Raw genomic sequence first — 15817 nt, 5'->3', positions numbered from 1 at the left:
GGCCTTGTAGTAGTCCTGCCACTCGTCGGGAAGGTCGTCTTCGTAGTAGATGGCTTCGACCGGGCACACCGGCTCGCAGGCACCGCAGTCGACGCACTCGTCAGGGTGGATGTAGAGCGAGCGTTCGCCCTCGTAGATGCAGTCAACGGGGCACTCGTCGATGCAGGCGCGATCCTTGACATCGACGCACGGGAGGGCGATCACATACGTCACCCCCTCAGTCTACGACTCGCGGGGCTCGGGTTCCTGCGCGGCTGGCCCCTCGGTGCGAACGGGAAGACGCCGAACGGACGGCCACGCGACGACCAGCAGCACGATTCCGGCGACCAGATAGGTCCAGATCTGTCCGGCGAACGAGGCCGGGACCACGACGGACCCTCCGGGCCCTTCGCCGGAGATCAGCACCAGCATGCCGATCATCCCGAGACCGGCGGCCACGGCCGCGCCCCTGTCGTGGGTCAGAGCGCGGACGGCGATGAGGATGGCCGCGCAGGCGATGGCGGCCACGATCATGCCGATCGGGATCGGGCCCCACATCACACTGTGGCTGATGGTGCCGGCGATGCCGTAGACACCGCCCACGAGGGCGGCAGCGATCCATGACAACACTCTCGACATCCAGCTCACGCGCACCTGTCGATCTTACCGACGAGGCCCCGCCGAACAGGCGGAGGGGCGCAGCATCAGCCGGCGAGGCCGAACAGGCGCAGCAGGGCGGCGACCAGCGCGGCCGCCACGACGACCACGAGGAACGACTGCCGCAACCACAGGAGCCCACCGGCGACCAGCAGTGCGGGCACACGTGCATCCACGATGATCGCCTGCCCATCGCCGAGGGTCTGGACGGCCACGAGGGCGGCCAGCAGCGCGACCGTCAGAAGATCCGAGATGCGGGCCGTGCGTGGCGCCTCGAGCACCCGGGGAGGAACGAGGTAGCCGGCGGCCTTCAGCGCCAGACAGATCAACGCTGCGAGGAGGATCGCGCTCCACAGGCTCATGAGCTCACCTCCGACCCCGCACCCGACGATGGGCGGCCCGGCGCGGTCGGACGCCCCATCCAGTTGAACCAGCCGACCGCGATAGCGACGACCGCGGCGACGAGCACGGGCAGGCCGGGCATCAGGAACGGAGTGAGGGCCGCGGCGACGACCGCCGCGGCGATGCCGACCGCGATGGCCTGGCGCTGCTGGAGACGAGGCCAGAGCAGGGCCAGAAAGGCGGCGGCTGCCGCCGCATCCAGCCCCCATGTCCGAGGATCTCCGAGCACATCCCCCACCAGCGCTCCGATGAGGGTGGTGATGTTCCAGCCGACGAAGATGCCGATCCCGGTCACCCAGAAGCCGACCTGTCGCAGCCGTGGGTCGCCCTGCGATATCGCCACCGCCGTCGACTCGTCGATCGTGAAATGGGCGGCCGCCGCCTTACGGACGGGACCTCCCCCGACGATCGGTGACATCCGCATGCCGTAGGCGACGTTGCGGACGCCGAGGAGTGCCGCCGAAGCGACCGCCGATGGCAGGGCCGCAAGCCCCCCGGCCGTGAAGACGCCCACGAAGGCGAACTGCGATCCGCCCGTGAACATCAGCAGACTCAGCACACAGGTCTGCCAGACGTCCAGGCCCGATGCCACGGCGAGCGCACCGAACGAGACACCGTACGCACTGGTCGCGATGACGACCCCGAGCGCTTCGCGCCAGACCTCACGCTCCGCGGTCATCAGGCATCCCGCGCATTGTCGTTCGCTCCGCTGAACACATGATCATAATTCTGAACAGTCGAGATCGGATAGTCAAGCGAACGAACGTTTGACATGATGAACACATGGAGGAACTCCGCACACGTATCGCCCGCACCCTGCGCCGGGAGCGAGAGACCGCAGTCCTGTCGGTCTCCGAGCTCGCTCGACGCGCCGGCATCTCCAAGGCGACCGTCTCCCAGCTCGAGAGCGGCGCCGGGAACCCCAGCGTCGAGACGCTGTGGGCTCTCGGCGTCGCGCTGGGCGTGCCCTTCGCCGTGCTGGTCGATCAGCAGGCGAACGCACCGACGCTCATCCGCGCCGACGATCTCGCCGGTGTCCCCTCCTCCGCCGCGGCGTACAGTGCGACACTGCTGTCGGCGAGCCCGCCGGGAGCCCGCCGTGACGTCTACCTGATCCAGGCCGAGCCCGGCGATGCCCGCCGTTCCGATCCTCATCACCCCGGGACGATCGAGCACGTGATCCTGATGGCCGGGCAGGCGCGGATCGGCCCGGCGGGTGAACCGGTGCTGCTGAACCCCGGCGACTATCTCACGTACCCCGGCGATGCCCCGCACATCTTCGAGGCGACCGCATCGGGAACCAGCGCCGTGCTCATATCCGAGCTCCGCTGACCGTCATTCCGGACCGGCGGCCGGAGACGGGTCGGGGATCTCGTGCGGCCGGTATTGCGGCAGCCGCGAGGCCGGGAGGATCGCCAGCGCGCTGACCCCCGCCAGCAGCAGCAGGCCGAGCTTGAGCGTGCCGAGCCGCGATTCCTCGTTCACCACCACCGCCGCGTCGATCTGCGCGGGCGTCGCGTCGGTCGCTTCGAGCGCGACGCGCAGGTCGTCGTTGCTGATGAAGTTGAGATTGTCCATGTCGACCTGGGCGACGAGCGACGGGGGCAGCTCGGGGTGCTCGACCACGGCACGACCGACACTGAGTCCGAGGAGCGACACCAGAAGTGCGCCCGCCAGCGCGGTGCCGACCGCCGATGCGAGGTTCTGGGTGGTGCCGCGCAGCGACCCGACGTCACCGGCGAGCTCGGCGGGGGCCGCGGTCACGAGCACGTTGAACACCAGCGTGACGAGCGCGCCCTGACCGATGCCGAACACGATGAGCCCGACGATGGTCGGGATCGTCTCCCAGTTGTTGTTCACGACGAACGACAACCACACCAGGGCGACCGTGGTGAGGATGAACCCCACGACACCGATCGTGCGTGGAGGGAAGCGCCGGTACAGTCGCACCACCAGGGTGGCCGTCACGAAGACGGTGAGGTTGAACGGCATCATGGCCATGGAGGTGTCGAACGGCGTACGGCCCTGCACGATCTGGATGTAGAGCGGGATCGTGAAGTTCACGCACGCCTCCAGCGCGACCACGATGAACATGGCGTACACGGCGGCCCGCTCCCGCGAAGAGCCGAGGACGCTCAGGTCGATCAGGGGCACCTTCCCCTCCGCCATCCGCTTCCTCGTCCACAGGAAGAACGCCTGGCCGAGCACGAGGCCGACGACGATGAACACGGGAGCGGGCGAGAGGCCGAGGATGTTGAAGGGAGCGTCGGTCGTCGCCGCCACGGCACCCCAGGAGTTCAGGTTGTTGAAACCCAGCGTCAGCAGCACGATCGCCGCTCCGATCAGCAGCGACGCCACGAGGTCGATGCGGATCGAGGCGTCACCGCGATCACCGCGCAGGGTGAAGCTCAGCGCGAAGACCACCACGGCGATCCCCAGAACGATGAAGAACATCGGGCGCCAGCCGACCAGCGTTCCCAGGGTGCCGCCGATGAGGAAGGCACTCACCCCCGAGATCGCGCGGGCCGAACCGATCGCGCCGATGGCGGTCGCCTGCTGCGGTCCGCGGTAGTTCTCGGCGATGAGTGCGACGATCGACGGCACGATGATCGCCGCGGCTGCTCCCGCGACCGCCTGGCCGGCAATCGCCCACCACACGGTGGGAGCGAAGATCATCATGACCGAGGAGCCTGCGAACAGCGCGATCACGATCCGGAAGATGACGACCCAGCCGATCCGCTGGCCGAGTTTCGCTCCGGTCATCACGAGGGCGGCCACCGCGAGGCCGTACATGACGATGGTGGTGCTCGCGACCGTGGGCGGAACACCGAATTCGCTCACCATGCCGCCGAGCGAGATCGGCAGCGCCGCCACGTTGAACGACATCAGCACCTGAGCGAGGAACAGGCTGACCATCGGCAGCCACGAGGTCTTGGTCGGGCTCTGCACCGGCTGGATCATGAGTGCTCCTGCGGTGCGGCCGAGGGTGCGGGTGGATCTCTGCGCGCCGGGGCGGAGGCGAACAGGTTCAACCCCAGGACGCGCGACAGATAGCCGATCGCCATCTGCGATCGGATCGAGTTTCCGGCCTCGTCGAGCCGTGGCGAGAAGCCGGCCACCGCGCCCTTCCCGGGGGCGACCGCGACGACGCCTCCGGAGACGCCGGACTTCGCCGGGAGCCCGATCTCGAACAGCCAGTCGCCGGAGCGTTCGTACAGCCCTGTCGACGCGACCACGGCCAGGGTGTCTCGGCACACCTCTTCCGAGACGACCCGCTCACCGCTGACGGGGTTGACTCCCCCGTCGGCGAGCGTCGCCCCCATCACCGCCAGATCGTGAGCCGTCACGGCCAGAGCACACTGACGCGTATATACGTCGACCACCTCATCGGGATCCCCCTCGAGCCGACCGTAGCTGCGCAGCAGACGCCCCAGCGCGCGATTGCGATCGTTCGTCTGCGCTTCCGAGGCGTACACGACGCCGTCCAGGCTCAGCGGTCGCCCGGCGAAGGCGGAGAGCCCTTCCCGCACGCGCTCCCACTGCTCGACGGCTGTCCGACCCGGCATGAGCGCGGTCGTCGCGATGGCACCCGCGTTGACCATCGGATTCATCGGATGCCCATCGTTGAGCTCGACCGCCATCACGGAGTTGAACGCGAGTCCGGTGTTGTTCACGCCGACGATGTCGCGCACACGTTCGTGGCCGTGCTCCTGGATCGCCAGTGCGTAGACGAACATCTTCGAGATCGACTGGATGGAGAACGGGTGCAGGGCATCGCCGGCGTCGTGCCGCCCGCCGCCGACATCGATCACCACCAGCCCGAACAGTTCCGGGTCCACCTCCGCGAGCACGGGGATGTAGTCGGCGACGCCGCCCGAGTGCTCGCCCGCGTAGCGGGAGTGCGCCTCGCGTACGAGCTCCTCGACGCGATCCCATCCCGGCAGGGTGCCGGTGGAGACCTCCTGCGGAACACCGCGCCACGCCGTCGGGTCGAGCACATCTCCTCCTCGGATCCGTGACGCCTCCAGCCGTCAGAGTCACCGTAGCGCTCGACGGCCGCCTTCGGCTAGAGAATCCTCGGCGGGATGACCCGGGGTCAGTACCAGTTCATGGCCTGGGAATGCGACCACGCACTGCACGGCGTTCCGTACACCGACGAGATGTATCCGAGACCCCAGGCGACCTGGGTGGCGGCGTTCGTCTGCCAGTCGGAGCCCGCGGACGACATCTTGCTGCCGGGAAGGGCCTGCGGGATGCCGGTGGCGCCGCTCGGGTTGTACGCCTGGTAGTTCCAACGGGACTCCTTGTTCCACAGCGAGTTCAGGCAGGAGAACTGATCGCCGCCCCATCCGTAGGTGCTCGACATGATCTGCTGCGCGGCTGCCTTGGCGCCTTCCGGAGTGTTGGCTGCGGCCAGAGCAGCTGCGGCCTGCTGTTCCGCCGCGGCCTGCGCAGCGGCCTGCTCCGCCGCGACCCTGGCTGCCTCCTCCTCGGCCTGCTTCTGCTGAGCAGCGGTGAGCGCGCTCCGAAGCTCGTCGGTATCGGAGACGACGTTCGCCGTCTCCTCTTCGACCTCGTCGGCGAGGACCCCCACCAAGAGCACCGGCGTCACGTCGATGTCGTCGAGTTTGTCGATGTCCTTCTGCAGGTCGGTGGTGTCGACGGACGTCACCGCGCCGACGTCGAGCCCGGACGCGACGACCTCGGATTCCAGCGTGGATGCCGCCGTCGCGGCATCCTTCGCCTTCGCCAGCGTGGCGGCCGCATCCTCGGTGATCTGCGCGAGGGGTTCTGCACCGGCCAGCGCGGGGGCGGTGACGGCCACCGCGGGGTTGATGGCTCCGACCGCCGGCGCGGACGCGAGGCCGACGCTGAGGGTGATGCCGACCAGGGTGGCGGAGGCGAGGCCGAGGAGGGTCATGGGGCGGTGGGCGGCGGAACGGGCGGACGCCGCCGCGGAGGCGCGCCGAAGCGCACGGGTTTTCTGAAGCATGGGTTCGACTTTCGGGTGGTCGTACGCCCTTGCAGGAGACTCATCGGGAGCTCGTCCCAGGCGCAAGTCAACCACTCTGAACCACGAACCTGAGCGAAAACCATCCCTCACCTGGGATTTACATGAGAAGAGGGCCTCGTGCACGCCTTCCGGCGGCACGAGGCCCTCTCACTCGGAGCTTCGCCGAGTGTGGTCTCAGACGTTCGCGTCCTGACGCTTCAGACGAGCGGTCTCCCGCGCGCGGGTGTTCGCGTCGAGGTTCACCTTGCGGATGCGGACGACCTCGGGGGTCACCTCGACGCACTCGTCGTCGCGGGCGAACTCGAGGCTCTCCTCCAGCGTCAGCTGGCGCGGAGGCGTCATCGACTCGAAGGTGTCGGAGCTCGCCGCACGCATGTTGGTGAGCTTCTTCTCCTTGGTGATGTTCACGTCCATGTCGTCGGCGCGGGAGTTCTCGCCGATGACCATTCCCTCGTAGACCTCCTGCGTGGGCTGCACGAAGAACGACATGCGCTCCTGCAGGGCGATCATCGCGAACGGGGTGACGACGCCCTGGCGGTCGGCGACGATGGAGCCGTTCTGACGCGTCGTGATGGAACCGGCCCACGGCTCGTACCCGTGCGAGATCGCGTTCGCGATTCCGGTACCACGCGTGGTGGTGAGGAACTCGCTACGGAAGCCGATGAGGCCGCGCGACGGGACGATGAACTCCATGCGCACCCAGCCGGTGCCGTGGTTGGTCATGTTCTCCATGCGACCCTTGCGGTTCGCGAGCAGCTGGGTGATCGCCCCGAGGTGCTCCTCCGGAGTGTCGATCGTGAGGTGCTCGAACGGCTCGTAGGTCTTGCCGTCGATCTTCTTCGTGACCACCTGCGGCTTGCCGACGGTGAGCTCGAAACCTTCGCGACGCATGTTCTCGACGAGGATGGCGAGGGCCAGCTCTCCACGGCCCTGCACCTCCCACGCATCCGGACGCCCGATGTCGACGACCTTGAGCGAGACGTTTCCGATGAGCTCCTTGTCGAGACGGTCCTTGACCATGCGAGCAGTGAGCTTGTGCCCCTTGACCTTGCCCATGAGGGGCGAGGTGTTGGTGCCGATCGTCATCGAGATGGCGGGGTCGTCGACCGTGATGGCCGGCAGCGGGCGCACGTCCTCGGGGTCGGCGATGGTCTCACCGATCGTGATGTTCTCGAAGCCGGCGATGGCGACGATGTCGCCGGGACCGGCGGACTCGGCGGGGTAGCGCTCGAGCGCGCGAGTCTTCAGGAGCTCGGTGATACGCGCGTTCTGGTGCGTGCCGTCGGAACGGACCCAGGCCACGGTCTGGCCCTTCTTCAGCGTGCCGTTGAAGACGCGCAGCAGCGCCAGACGGCCGAGGAAGGGGCTGGAGTCGAGGTTCGTGACCCAGGCCTGCAGCGGGTGCTCGTCGTCGTACTCCGGAGCGGGAACGTGCTCGAGGATCGCCTCGAACAGCGGCTCGAGGTCGTCGTTGTCCGGCAGCGAGCCGTCGGCGGGACGGTTCTGCGATGCCGCACCGGCACGACCGGAGGCGTAGACCACCGGAACGTCGAGGAGCGCGTCGACATCGAGGTCGGGCACATCGTCGACCAGGTCGGAGGCAAGACCCAGCAGCAGGTCGTGCGCCTCTTCCTCTACCTCCGCGATGCGGGCGTCAGGACGGTCGGTCTTGTTGACCAGGAGGATGACGGGGAGCTTCGCCTCGAGCGCCTTGCGCAGCACGAAGCGGGTCTGTGGCAGCGGACCCTCGCTCGCGTCGACCAGCAGCACGACACCGTCGACCATGGACAGGCCGCGCTCGACCTCGCCACCGAAGTCGGCGTGACCGGGGGTGTCGATCACGTTGATCGTGATCTCCTTGCCCTGGGCGTGCTTGCCCTTGTATGTGATCGCCGTGTTCTTGGCGAGGATCGTGATGCCCTTCTCACGTTCCAGGTCGTTCGAATCCATGGCGCGCTCATCGACGTGGGCGTGTTCGCCGAAGGAGCCCGTCTGACGCAGCATGGCGTCGACGAGAGTGGTCTTGCCGTGGTCGACGTGCGCGACGATCGCGACGTTGCGGAGGTCAGAACGGAGGGCGTGCGCCATGCAGGTGTCCTAAAAGATGTGGGGTTTCGCCGGGAAGCCGACGTTCCAGGATAACGCAAGCTCAGGGCTTGTTCCTGAAAAGCAGGTCGTAGCATCGAGATCGTGACCCGACCGCAGGCTCCGTGGGACCTCCCCGACCTCTCCCCCGCTCCCTCCCGCGCACGACTGTGGTGGGAGATCGCCATCGTCCTCGCGCTGGGCCTCGGCCAGTCGGCGGTATATGCGATCGTGCAGCTCGCCTACCGGCTCACCGACGAGACCCCCATCGCCGACCAGGTGGCCGCGCTCAACCCCTCGCGAAGCGACCGGGAGATCTTCGACCTCATCTACCAGGTGCTCGCCATCGGCTTCTCCCTCGTCCCCGTCCTGCTGGTGTGCTTCCTGCTGTGGCAGTCGCGTCGCCCGCACCTGGCGCGGCTGGGGCTGGACGGCACGGGGATCGCGAAGGATGTCGGACGTGGGGTGCTCCTCGTCCTGGCCATCGGAATCCCCGGACTCGGCCTCTACCTCGCCGGCCGCGCCCTCGGGCTCACGGTCGCGATCGACCCCGCAGGGGTGGGCGCTTTCTGGTGGACCGTTCCCGTCTTGCTGCTGGCCGCCGCCCGAGCCTCCCTGCAGGAGGAGTTCGTCGTGCTCGGCTATCTCTTCACCCGGCTCCGGCAGCTCGGGTGGAGTCCGTGGGCGATCATCATCTCCACGTCGATCCTCCGCGCGAGCTATCACCTCTACCAGGGATACCCCGCCTTCATCGGGAATCTGGTGATGGGGCTGCTCTTCGGCTGGCTGTATCAGCGCACCGGGCGGTTGATGCCGTTCCTCGTCGCGCACTTCGTGATCGACGCCGCCGCGTTCGTCGGGTATCCGTGGGCGGCGGCCACCTGGCCCGAGCTGTTCGGGTTGCCCGGCTGAGTGTTGGACCCCGGGCACGTTCTCCTCCCCTCGGCGGGTATGTCCTAGCCTGGGTGCTTCCAATGACGGAACACGGAGGGATGTCCTATGAAGATGAATCGGATGACCAAGGCGGGGGCCGCGATCGCGATAGCGGCAGGGCTCACGTTGCTGAGCGTGGCGCCCGCGTCGGCCAGCGTTTTCGGGCCGTACTCGTCGGCAGCGCAGTGCAACGCCGATCGCACCGACTACGTCCGAGGTGGCGGGAAGGCAGCGCCCTGCATCCCGGGAACCGGCGGCTGGTATTTCCAGTCCTACTGAGCGCCATCGCACGGGAGGGCGGGCGCACAGCCCGTCCTCCCGTGCGTTGACAGGCTGTGACGCCCACCCTAGGCTCGGGGCACCCACGACGACGTGGGCACGACAATCCGGGGGGATTCGATGAAGAAGAAATTGTCCGCAACGGCCGCAGGTATCGTCCTGGTCGCAGGCATGGTGTTCGGTGGGGCCGCCGGCGCGCAGGCCGCCACGTGGTTCGGCCCGTTCACGGACCTGTCCTACTGCCAGGCCGAACGACGGGTCTTCATGCAAGAGGGCTACAGCGTCGGATCGTGCGTGCATCGCGCCGGTCAGCCGGGCTACTGGTTCTCCTACTCCTGAAAAGGGCTCGACCTCTGGAAAAGGGCTCGACGCGCATGACGATGCGCCCCCTGCCCTCACGAAGAGGGCAGGGGGCGCACGTGTCGAGGGGGCAGAACTCGTTCAGCCCGCGGCGACGATCAGTACGGCGACAACCGCCCAAAGGACGATCACGCCGAGCGCGAGCAGCGCGCTGGTGTCCCAGGAACGGCGGATCGGCGCGCTCGCACCATGCCCCGCCGCCGCCTGCCAGCGGTCTCGGATGTCGGTGAAGCTGCGCAGCGAGGTCGAGACGCTGGTCTCCTCGTCGCGCATCTTGCTGCGTCTCGGCCGGGCATGCGCCGGTCCGCCCCAGCAGGTGAGTTCCGTGTCGTCGTCGAAGGAGAACTTCAACTGCCACTCGAGATCGATGTCTCGAACCCGGTGCCAGCCGAAATCCGTCCGTCGCAGCATGTTCTGCACCTGCGCCCCGTCATCGCGGATGCGGACCATCGACACGTAGCTGATCTCGTAGACGATCCACAGGCCGAGAAGCACCCAGGGAGCCAGCAGCAGTGTCTGCGTCCATCCGCCCCGCACGACGGCGTCCCCGAGGAGGAAAACCGCGAGCGCGAGGCTCACGACCATGACGACCGTGCCCGAGGACGAGCGGAAAGTCCGCTCGTCCTCGGGAGAGTTCAGCCTCGCCACGATCAGAGGCCGCCCAGAGGGATCGACGCACCGGGGATGGCCTCGAGCAGGCGGCTCGTGTACTCCTGCTTCGGGTTCGCGAAGGTCTCATCGACCGTGCCCTGCTCGACGATCCGGCCGCGCTCCATGACGCAGACCAGGTCGCTCGAGACACGCACCACCGCGAGGTCGTGCGTGATGAACAGGTAGGTGAGCCCGAGCTCGGTCTGCAGATCGGCCAGCAGCCTGAGGATCTGCGCCTGGACGAGCACGTCCAGAGCGGAGACCGCCTCGTCGAGCACCACGATGTCCGGCTTGAGCGCCAGAGCACGCGCGATCGCGACCCGCTGGCGCTGTCCACCCGACAGCTCGCTCGGGTAGCGGGTTGCCAGATCCTGCGGCAATGACACCTGATCCAGAAGCTCACGCACGCGCTCGCGACGCGAAGTGCGATCACCCACACCGTGGATCTCGAGCGGCTCCGCGATCGTGTTCTCGAGGTTGCGCAGCGGATCCAGGGACCCATACGGATCCTGGAACACCGGCTGCATGCGACGACGAAGACCGAACGACTGCGCCCGGGAGAATCCGGACACGTCCATGCCGTCGATCTCGATGGTTCCCGAGGTGGGTTCCTCGAGCTTGAGGACCATCTTCGCGACGGTCGACTTGCCCGAGCCTGACTCGCCGACCAGCGCCAGCGTCTTTCCCCGCGGGATCTCGAACGACACGTCGTCCACAGCACGGAACATCTCACTGCGGAAACCACCCTGGCGGATGCGGTAGTCCTTCGTGAGAGCAGCGACGCGAACGGTCGGCGGGATATCGGCGAGGTCGTCGAGCGTTTCCACGCCGCGGTCCTCGACCACGGCCTGGATGCGCTGCGATGCCACGCTCGGCGCTGCGGCGACCAGGCGCTTCGTGTACGGATGCTGCGGGTTCTGCAGGATCTCCTTGCTCGGACCCGACTCCACGATCGAGCCGTTCTGCATCACGATCAGCCGCTCCGCGCGCTCGGCTGCGAGACCGAGGTCGTGGGTGATCAGCAGCATCGAGGTGCCGCGGTCGCGCGTCAGGCTCGCCATGTGGTCGAGGATCACGCGCTGCACGGTGACATCGAGCGCCGACGTGGGCTCGTCCGCGATCAGGAGCCGCGGGTCCGCAGCCAGTCCGATTCCGATGAGCGCACGCTGGCGCATTCCGCCGGAGAACTGGTGGGGGAACTGACGCAGCCGCTTGGCCGCGTCGGCGAGCCCCGCCTGCTGGAGCACCTCGATCGCGCGGGCGCGCACCGCAGCACGGCCCTGAGCGAGGCCGTTCGCACGAACCGCCTCCTCCACCTGGAAGCCGATGCTCCAGACGGGGTTGAGGTTCGACATCGGGTCCTGCGGCACGTAGCCGATCGCCTTGCCGCGGATGCGCTCCATCTCCCGCTCGGAGAGGTGCGTGAGCTCCTCGCCGTCCAGGGTGATGCTCCCGCCGGTGACCTTTCCGGTGCCGGCCAGCAGTTTGATGATGGACGTCGCCGCCGTCGACTTGCCCGAACCGGACTCGCCGACGATCGCGACCGTCTCTCCCGCCATGACATCGAAGCTGATGCCGTGCAGGACCTGTCGTGTGCCGTTCTGCGTGTCGAACGCGACCGTGAGATCGCGAACGCTCAGCAGCGGAGCTGTCGATTCGTTCATCGGCGTGCCCTCGCCCTCGGGTCGAGGGCGTCTCGGATGAGCTCGCCCAGGAGGATGAACGCGAGCACCGTGATGGTGAGCGCGATCGACGGATAGATCAGGGCCATCGGCGCGACGCGCAGGGAGCGCTGCGCCTGGCTGATGTCGTTGCCCCAGGACATGACGTCGCTGCCGAGCCCGACACCGAGGAAGCTCAGTGTCGCTTCGGCGACGATTCCACCGGCCAGAGCCAGCGTCGCCAGGACGAGCAGCGGTGCGAAGGCGTTCGGGATCACATGCGACATCAGGGTGCCGAAGCGCCCCTTGCCGAGCGCGGCCGATGCCATCACGAAGTCCGCCTGTTTCACTCTGAGTACTTCCGCTCTGACGACGCGCGCGGTCGCAGCCCACGCGAATCCACCGATCGCGAGAGCGAGGGTGAAGACGTTGCGGTACTGCGCGAACACCGTCATCACGACGACTGCCGCGAGGATGTAGGGGATCGAGAAGAAGATGTCGCCGACGCGGGAGAGCACCGCGTCGAGCCATCCACCGTAGTAGCCGGCGAGCGCACCCATGATCAGTCCGAGAGTCGAGCTGATGATGGTCGCCAGAAGACCGACACTGATCGACGTGCGCGAGCCCCACACGATGCGCGACCAGATGTCGCAGCCCTGGAACGTGTACCCGAGAGGGTGGCCCGCAGCCGGTCCGGCATTGGAGTTCGCGAGCTCGCACTGGTTGTTCGGCGGCGTCTGCGTGAAGAGCGTCGGCCACAGAGCCATCAGCAGGATGAGCGCGACGATTCCGAGGGAGATCCAGAATGACGGCCTGCGACGCAGATCCGTCCAGGCGTCCCGCCAGAGGCTCGCGGGCTTGCCTTTGACATTGATGGCATCCGTCGGCGGCTGTTCGGCCACCACCGGTGCGACGTAGTGGGTGGGACGGTCACTTGACATAGCGGATCCTCGGGTCGAGCAGCCCGTAGAGCAGGTCCACGAGCAGGTTGACGAGAACGTAGATGATGACGAACACCGTCACGAACGACACGATGGTCGGTCCTTCGTGCCTCAACGTCGCCTGGAACAGGGTCTGTCCCACGCCGGGAATGTTGAAGATGTACTCCGTCACTGTCGCTCCGACGAGGAGCACACCGAAGTTCGTCGCCGAGTTGGTGATCACCGGGATCAGGGAGTTGCGCAGCACGTGCACGGGGATCACGCGGTTGCGTGACAGCCCCTTGCCATATGCGGTGCGGACCCAGTCCTGGTTGAGGGTGTCGAGGACAGATCCACGCATCAGCCGCATGCTCGTCGCATACAGGCTCAGACCCAGCACGATGGCGGGCAGCCACAGGTCGCCCCAATCGTTCTGACCGCCCACCGTCGGACGGAACCAGCCCAGCTTGATCGCGAGGAAGTACTGCGCGAGGAAGGCGACGACGAAGATCGGCATCGAGAGGAACACGAGCGAGATGATCAGCGACACATGGTCGAAGAACTTGCCCTTGCGGAGCGCCGAGAGCGTTCCGATGATGATGGCGAGCGTGAACTCGATCGCGATCGCCATGATGGCCAGGCGTCCGGTGATGGGAAGCGTGCGCGCGAGGACGGTGCTCACAGACTCACCGGAGAACGTCGTTCCCATGTCGCCCTTGAAGACGCCGGTGATGTAGTAGAAGTACTGGACGAGGAACGGGTCGTCCAGGTGGTACTGCGCTCGGATCGTGGCGAGCAGCTGCGGGCTCGGCGGTTTGTCACCGAAGAGCGCCGCGATCGGGTCACCCGGCATCAGGAAGACGAGCGCGTAGATGAGAAGCGTCGCACCGAAGAAGACCGGGATCAGCTGGAGAAGTCGCCGCAGGGTATAGGCGAGCATCCTTGCTCCTTTCGTGGAGTCGGAGTCAGCCGGAGTGCACGACGCGAGGCGGTGACGTCGCCGCCACCGCCTCGCTGCCGTTCACTCCAAGGACCTACTCGGCCTTGGTGATCTCGTAGTAGAGCGGAACAGAGTTCCAGCCGACGGTGACGTTGTCGACGTTGTCGCCGAAACCGCCGATGGAGTTCTGGTACCAGAGCGGGATGACGGGAAGGTCGTTGAACAGGATCTCCTGGACCTTCTCGTACGCCGCGTTGGCGTCGTCAGCGCTCGTCGCCGCTGCACCCTCTGCGAGCAGTGCATCGACCTCCGGGTTCGAGTAGTCACCGTCGTTGGACGATGCGCCCGTGCCGTACAGCGGCTGCAGGAAGTTGTAGACGGCGGGGTAGTCGCCCTGCCATCCGGAACGGTTCGCCGTCTGGATCGTGCGCTTGCCGGCGTCGTCACGAGCGTTGACTGCAGCACGGAGCGTCGCGAGGTCGACGTACGGTGCACCCGACGCCTCGATGCCGAGAGTGTTCTTCAGCGAGTTCGAAACCGCGTCGACCCACACCTGGTGTCCACCATCGGAGTTGTACGCGATCTGGAACGTGCCGGACCACGGCGCGATGGCGTCAGCCTTCGCCCACAGCTCCTTGGCCTTCTCCGGGTCGTACTTCAGCACGTCGGAGCCGGGAACGCTGTCGCTCCAGCCGTCGATGACCGGCGTGGTGAAGTCGCTCGCGGGGGTACGCGTGTCGGCGAAGATCTTGCTCGTGATCTCCTCACGGTTGATCGCCAGCGAGATCGCCTGACGACGGAGCGTGCCCTCTTCGCCCGAGAAGTGGGCGAGCTGGCCACCGATGGTGAACGACTGGAAGATGGCTGCGGGCTGGTTGGTCGCCCGCTCGCCGAGCTCGTCCTCGAACACCGCGAGGGAAGCCTCGGGGATCTGGTCGATGACGTCGATGTTGCCGCCGAGAAGGTCGGCGTATGCGCCCTCGGGAGCCGTGTAGAACTTCAGCGTGAGGCCGCCGTTCTGCGCGACGCGCTCACCCTTGTAGTCGTCGTTCTTGACCAGGTCGATCTGGACATCGTGCTGCCAGGCACCGTCCTTGGCGAGCATGTACGGACCGTTGCCGATCGGGTTCTCGCCGAAGGCGTCCATGTCCTCGAAAGCCGCGTCGGGGAGCGGGTAGAACGCCGAGTATCCCAGGCGCGTCACGAAGTCGGATGCGACGTCGCTGCTCAGATCGATCGTGAAGGTCTGGTCGTCGACCTCGGTGAGGCCGGTGAGCTCGGAGTCGGCGTCGGCGTTGAAGCCGACGATGTCGGCGAACCAGGACTGGTTCAGCTGTGCGTTGGAGAGCTGCGCGCCGTAGTTCCACGCGTCGATGAAGTTGTGGGCGACGACGTCTTCACCGTTGGTGAACTTGTTGCCCTCCTTCAGCTTGACGGTGACCTTGTTGGGTGCGTCGACCGTGATCGACTCGGCCATGTCGTTGACGAGGGCGCCATCGCCGTCGTAGAAGGCGAGGCCGGCGAAGATCGAGTCGAGGATCTTGCCACCACCGACCTCGTTGGTGTTGGTCGGGATCAGCGGGTTCTCCGGCTCGTTGCCGTTCGCCGAGATGATGGCCGACGTCGAGCCCTTGGAGCCCTCGTCGCCCGAGTCGTTCCCGCCTGCACATCCGGCCAGCGCCAAGGCGCCGATCACGAGCAGAGCGCTGCCCGCGAGGGCAATCCTGTTTCTTTTCACTTTTCGTCCTCCTGTGGACAGTGCTGAGTCTGCGCGCTCACCATCGAACACGCAGGGATACCTGAGCGTAACCCGCCCCTTCGCCCACAGCCGCCCTCAGCTAACGAACTGTTACTGAGTGGTGACCATCTGTAACACCGGGGAAACACCACGAAACAGAAGACGGTGCCGCGCTCCACACGGAAGCGCGACACCGTC

The 15817-nt window shown here is 66.8% G+C and carries 17 protein-coding genes; 4 read left to right on the top strand and 13 right to left on the bottom strand.

Annotated features, from left to right (window positions below):
- From fdxA to DW307_RS15475, 4 genes are all read right to left on the bottom strand, one after another.
- Positions 1-213 (bottom strand): ferredoxin (fdxA, locus tag DW307_RS15490; RefSeq protein ID WP_136025137.1); only part of this gene is annotated, 213 nt, incomplete at its 3' end.
- Positions 214-222: 9 nt separating this feature from the next.
- Positions 223-618, bottom strand: coding sequence for a hypothetical protein (locus DW307_RS15485; RefSeq protein WP_040569706.1), 396 nt, complete (start codon positions 616-618; stop codon positions 223-225).
- 65 nt (positions 619-683) lie between these two features.
- Positions 684-998, bottom strand: a complete 315-nt coding sequence (locus DW307_RS15480) for an AzlD domain-containing protein (RefSeq protein ID WP_021199608.1) — start codon at positions 996-998, stop codon at positions 684-686.
- The gene (locus DW307_RS15475; RefSeq protein WP_021199607.1) at positions 995-1717 is read right to left on the bottom strand and encodes an AzlC family ABC transporter permease; all 723 of its coding nucleotides are present in this window, start codon (positions 1715-1717) and stop codon (positions 995-997) included. Before DW307_RS15475 ends, DW307_RS15480 begins: the two co-directional genes overlap by 4 nt.
- Before the next feature lie 104 nt (positions 1718-1821).
- Here DW307_RS15475 and DW307_RS15470 point away from each other — a divergent pair, with 104 nt between their 5' ends.
- Complete coding sequence (locus DW307_RS15470) at positions 1822-2370, top strand: helix-turn-helix domain-containing protein (protein WP_136025136.1); 549 nt, start codon at positions 1822-1824, stop codon at positions 2368-2370.
- Positions 2371-2373: 3 nt separating this feature from the next.
- Here the strand turns inward: DW307_RS15470 and DW307_RS15465 are convergent, their stop codons facing one another.
- From DW307_RS15465 to typA, 4 genes are all read right to left on the bottom strand, one after another.
- Positions 2374-3999, bottom strand: coding sequence for an MFS transporter (locus DW307_RS15465; protein ID WP_136025135.1), 1626 nt, complete (start codon positions 3997-3999; stop codon positions 2374-2376).
- Positions 3996-5036 (bottom strand): glutaminase A, encoded by a 1041-nt coding sequence (glsA, locus tag DW307_RS15460; RefSeq protein ID WP_136025134.1) that lies wholly within the window; start codon positions 5034-5036, stop codon positions 3996-3998. Before glsA ends, DW307_RS15465 begins: the two co-directional genes overlap by 4 nt.
- 98 nt (positions 5037-5134) lie before the next feature.
- The gene (locus DW307_RS15455; RefSeq protein ID WP_029260345.1) at positions 5135-6031 is read right to left on the bottom strand and encodes an aggregation-promoting factor C-terminal-like domain-containing protein; all 897 of its coding nucleotides are present in this window, start codon (positions 6029-6031) and stop codon (positions 5135-5137) included.
- 195 nt (positions 6032-6226) lie between these two features.
- Positions 6227-8140: a translational GTPase TypA gene (gene typA, locus DW307_RS15450; RefSeq protein WP_021199602.1), complete on the bottom strand. Its 1914-nt coding sequence runs from the start codon at positions 8138-8140 to the stop codon at positions 6227-6229.
- 102 nt (positions 8141-8242) lie between these two features.
- Between typA and DW307_RS15445 the strand changes: the two genes are divergently transcribed.
- From DW307_RS15445 to DW307_RS15435, 3 genes are all read left to right on the top strand, one after another.
- Positions 8243-9049 carry a CPBP family intramembrane glutamic endopeptidase gene (locus tag DW307_RS15445; RefSeq protein ID WP_136025133.1) on the top strand — a complete coding sequence of 269 codons (807 nt, stop codon included), beginning with the start codon at positions 8243-8245 and terminating at the stop codon, positions 9047-9049.
- 87 nt (positions 9050-9136) lie between these two features.
- Positions 9137-9349: a hypothetical protein gene (locus DW307_RS15440; RefSeq protein WP_021199600.1), complete on the top strand. Its 213-nt coding sequence runs from the start codon at positions 9137-9139 to the stop codon at positions 9347-9349.
- Positions 9350-9469: 120 nt separating this feature from the next.
- Complete coding sequence (locus DW307_RS15435; RefSeq protein WP_021199599.1) at positions 9470-9688, top strand: DUF3693 domain-containing protein; 219 nt, start codon at positions 9470-9472, stop codon at positions 9686-9688.
- 102 nt (positions 9689-9790) lie between these two features.
- Here the strand turns inward: DW307_RS15435 and DW307_RS15430 are convergent, their stop codons facing one another.
- From DW307_RS15430 to DW307_RS15410, 5 genes are all read right to left on the bottom strand, one after another.
- A complete protein-coding gene (locus tag DW307_RS15430; protein ID WP_021199598.1) occupies positions 9791-10357 on the bottom strand; it encodes a hypothetical protein in 567 nt (188 codons plus the stop codon).
- 2 nt (positions 10358-10359) lie between these two features.
- A complete protein-coding gene (locus tag DW307_RS15425) occupies positions 10360-12024 on the bottom strand; it encodes a dipeptide ABC transporter ATP-binding protein (RefSeq protein ID WP_029260348.1) in 1665 nt (554 codons plus the stop codon).
- Complete coding sequence (locus DW307_RS15420; protein ID WP_021199596.1) at positions 12021-12962, bottom strand: ABC transporter permease; 942 nt, start codon at positions 12960-12962, stop codon at positions 12021-12023. Before DW307_RS15420 ends, DW307_RS15425 begins: the two co-directional genes overlap by 4 nt.
- The gene (locus DW307_RS15415; protein ID WP_021199595.1) at positions 12952-13881 is read right to left on the bottom strand and encodes an ABC transporter permease; all 930 of its coding nucleotides are present in this window, start codon (positions 13879-13881) and stop codon (positions 12952-12954) included. Before DW307_RS15415 ends, DW307_RS15420 begins: the two co-directional genes overlap by 11 nt.
- A 94-nt stretch (positions 13882-13975) precedes the next feature.
- The gene (locus tag DW307_RS15410; RefSeq protein ID WP_029260349.1) at positions 13976-15619 is read right to left on the bottom strand and encodes a peptide ABC transporter substrate-binding protein; all 1644 of its coding nucleotides are present in this window, start codon (positions 15617-15619) and stop codon (positions 13976-13978) included.
- Positions 15620-15817 lie beyond the last annotated feature (198 nt).

Origin of the sequence: Microbacterium sp. K27 (assembly GCF_004794435.1) — a bacterium.
Lineage (GTDB): Bacteria > Actinomycetota > Actinomycetes > Actinomycetales > Microbacteriaceae > Microbacterium > Microbacterium maritypicum_A.
The sequence above is the reverse complement of the archived record's forward strand: the minus strand, read 5'-3'. Positions and strand labels throughout refer to the sequence as shown.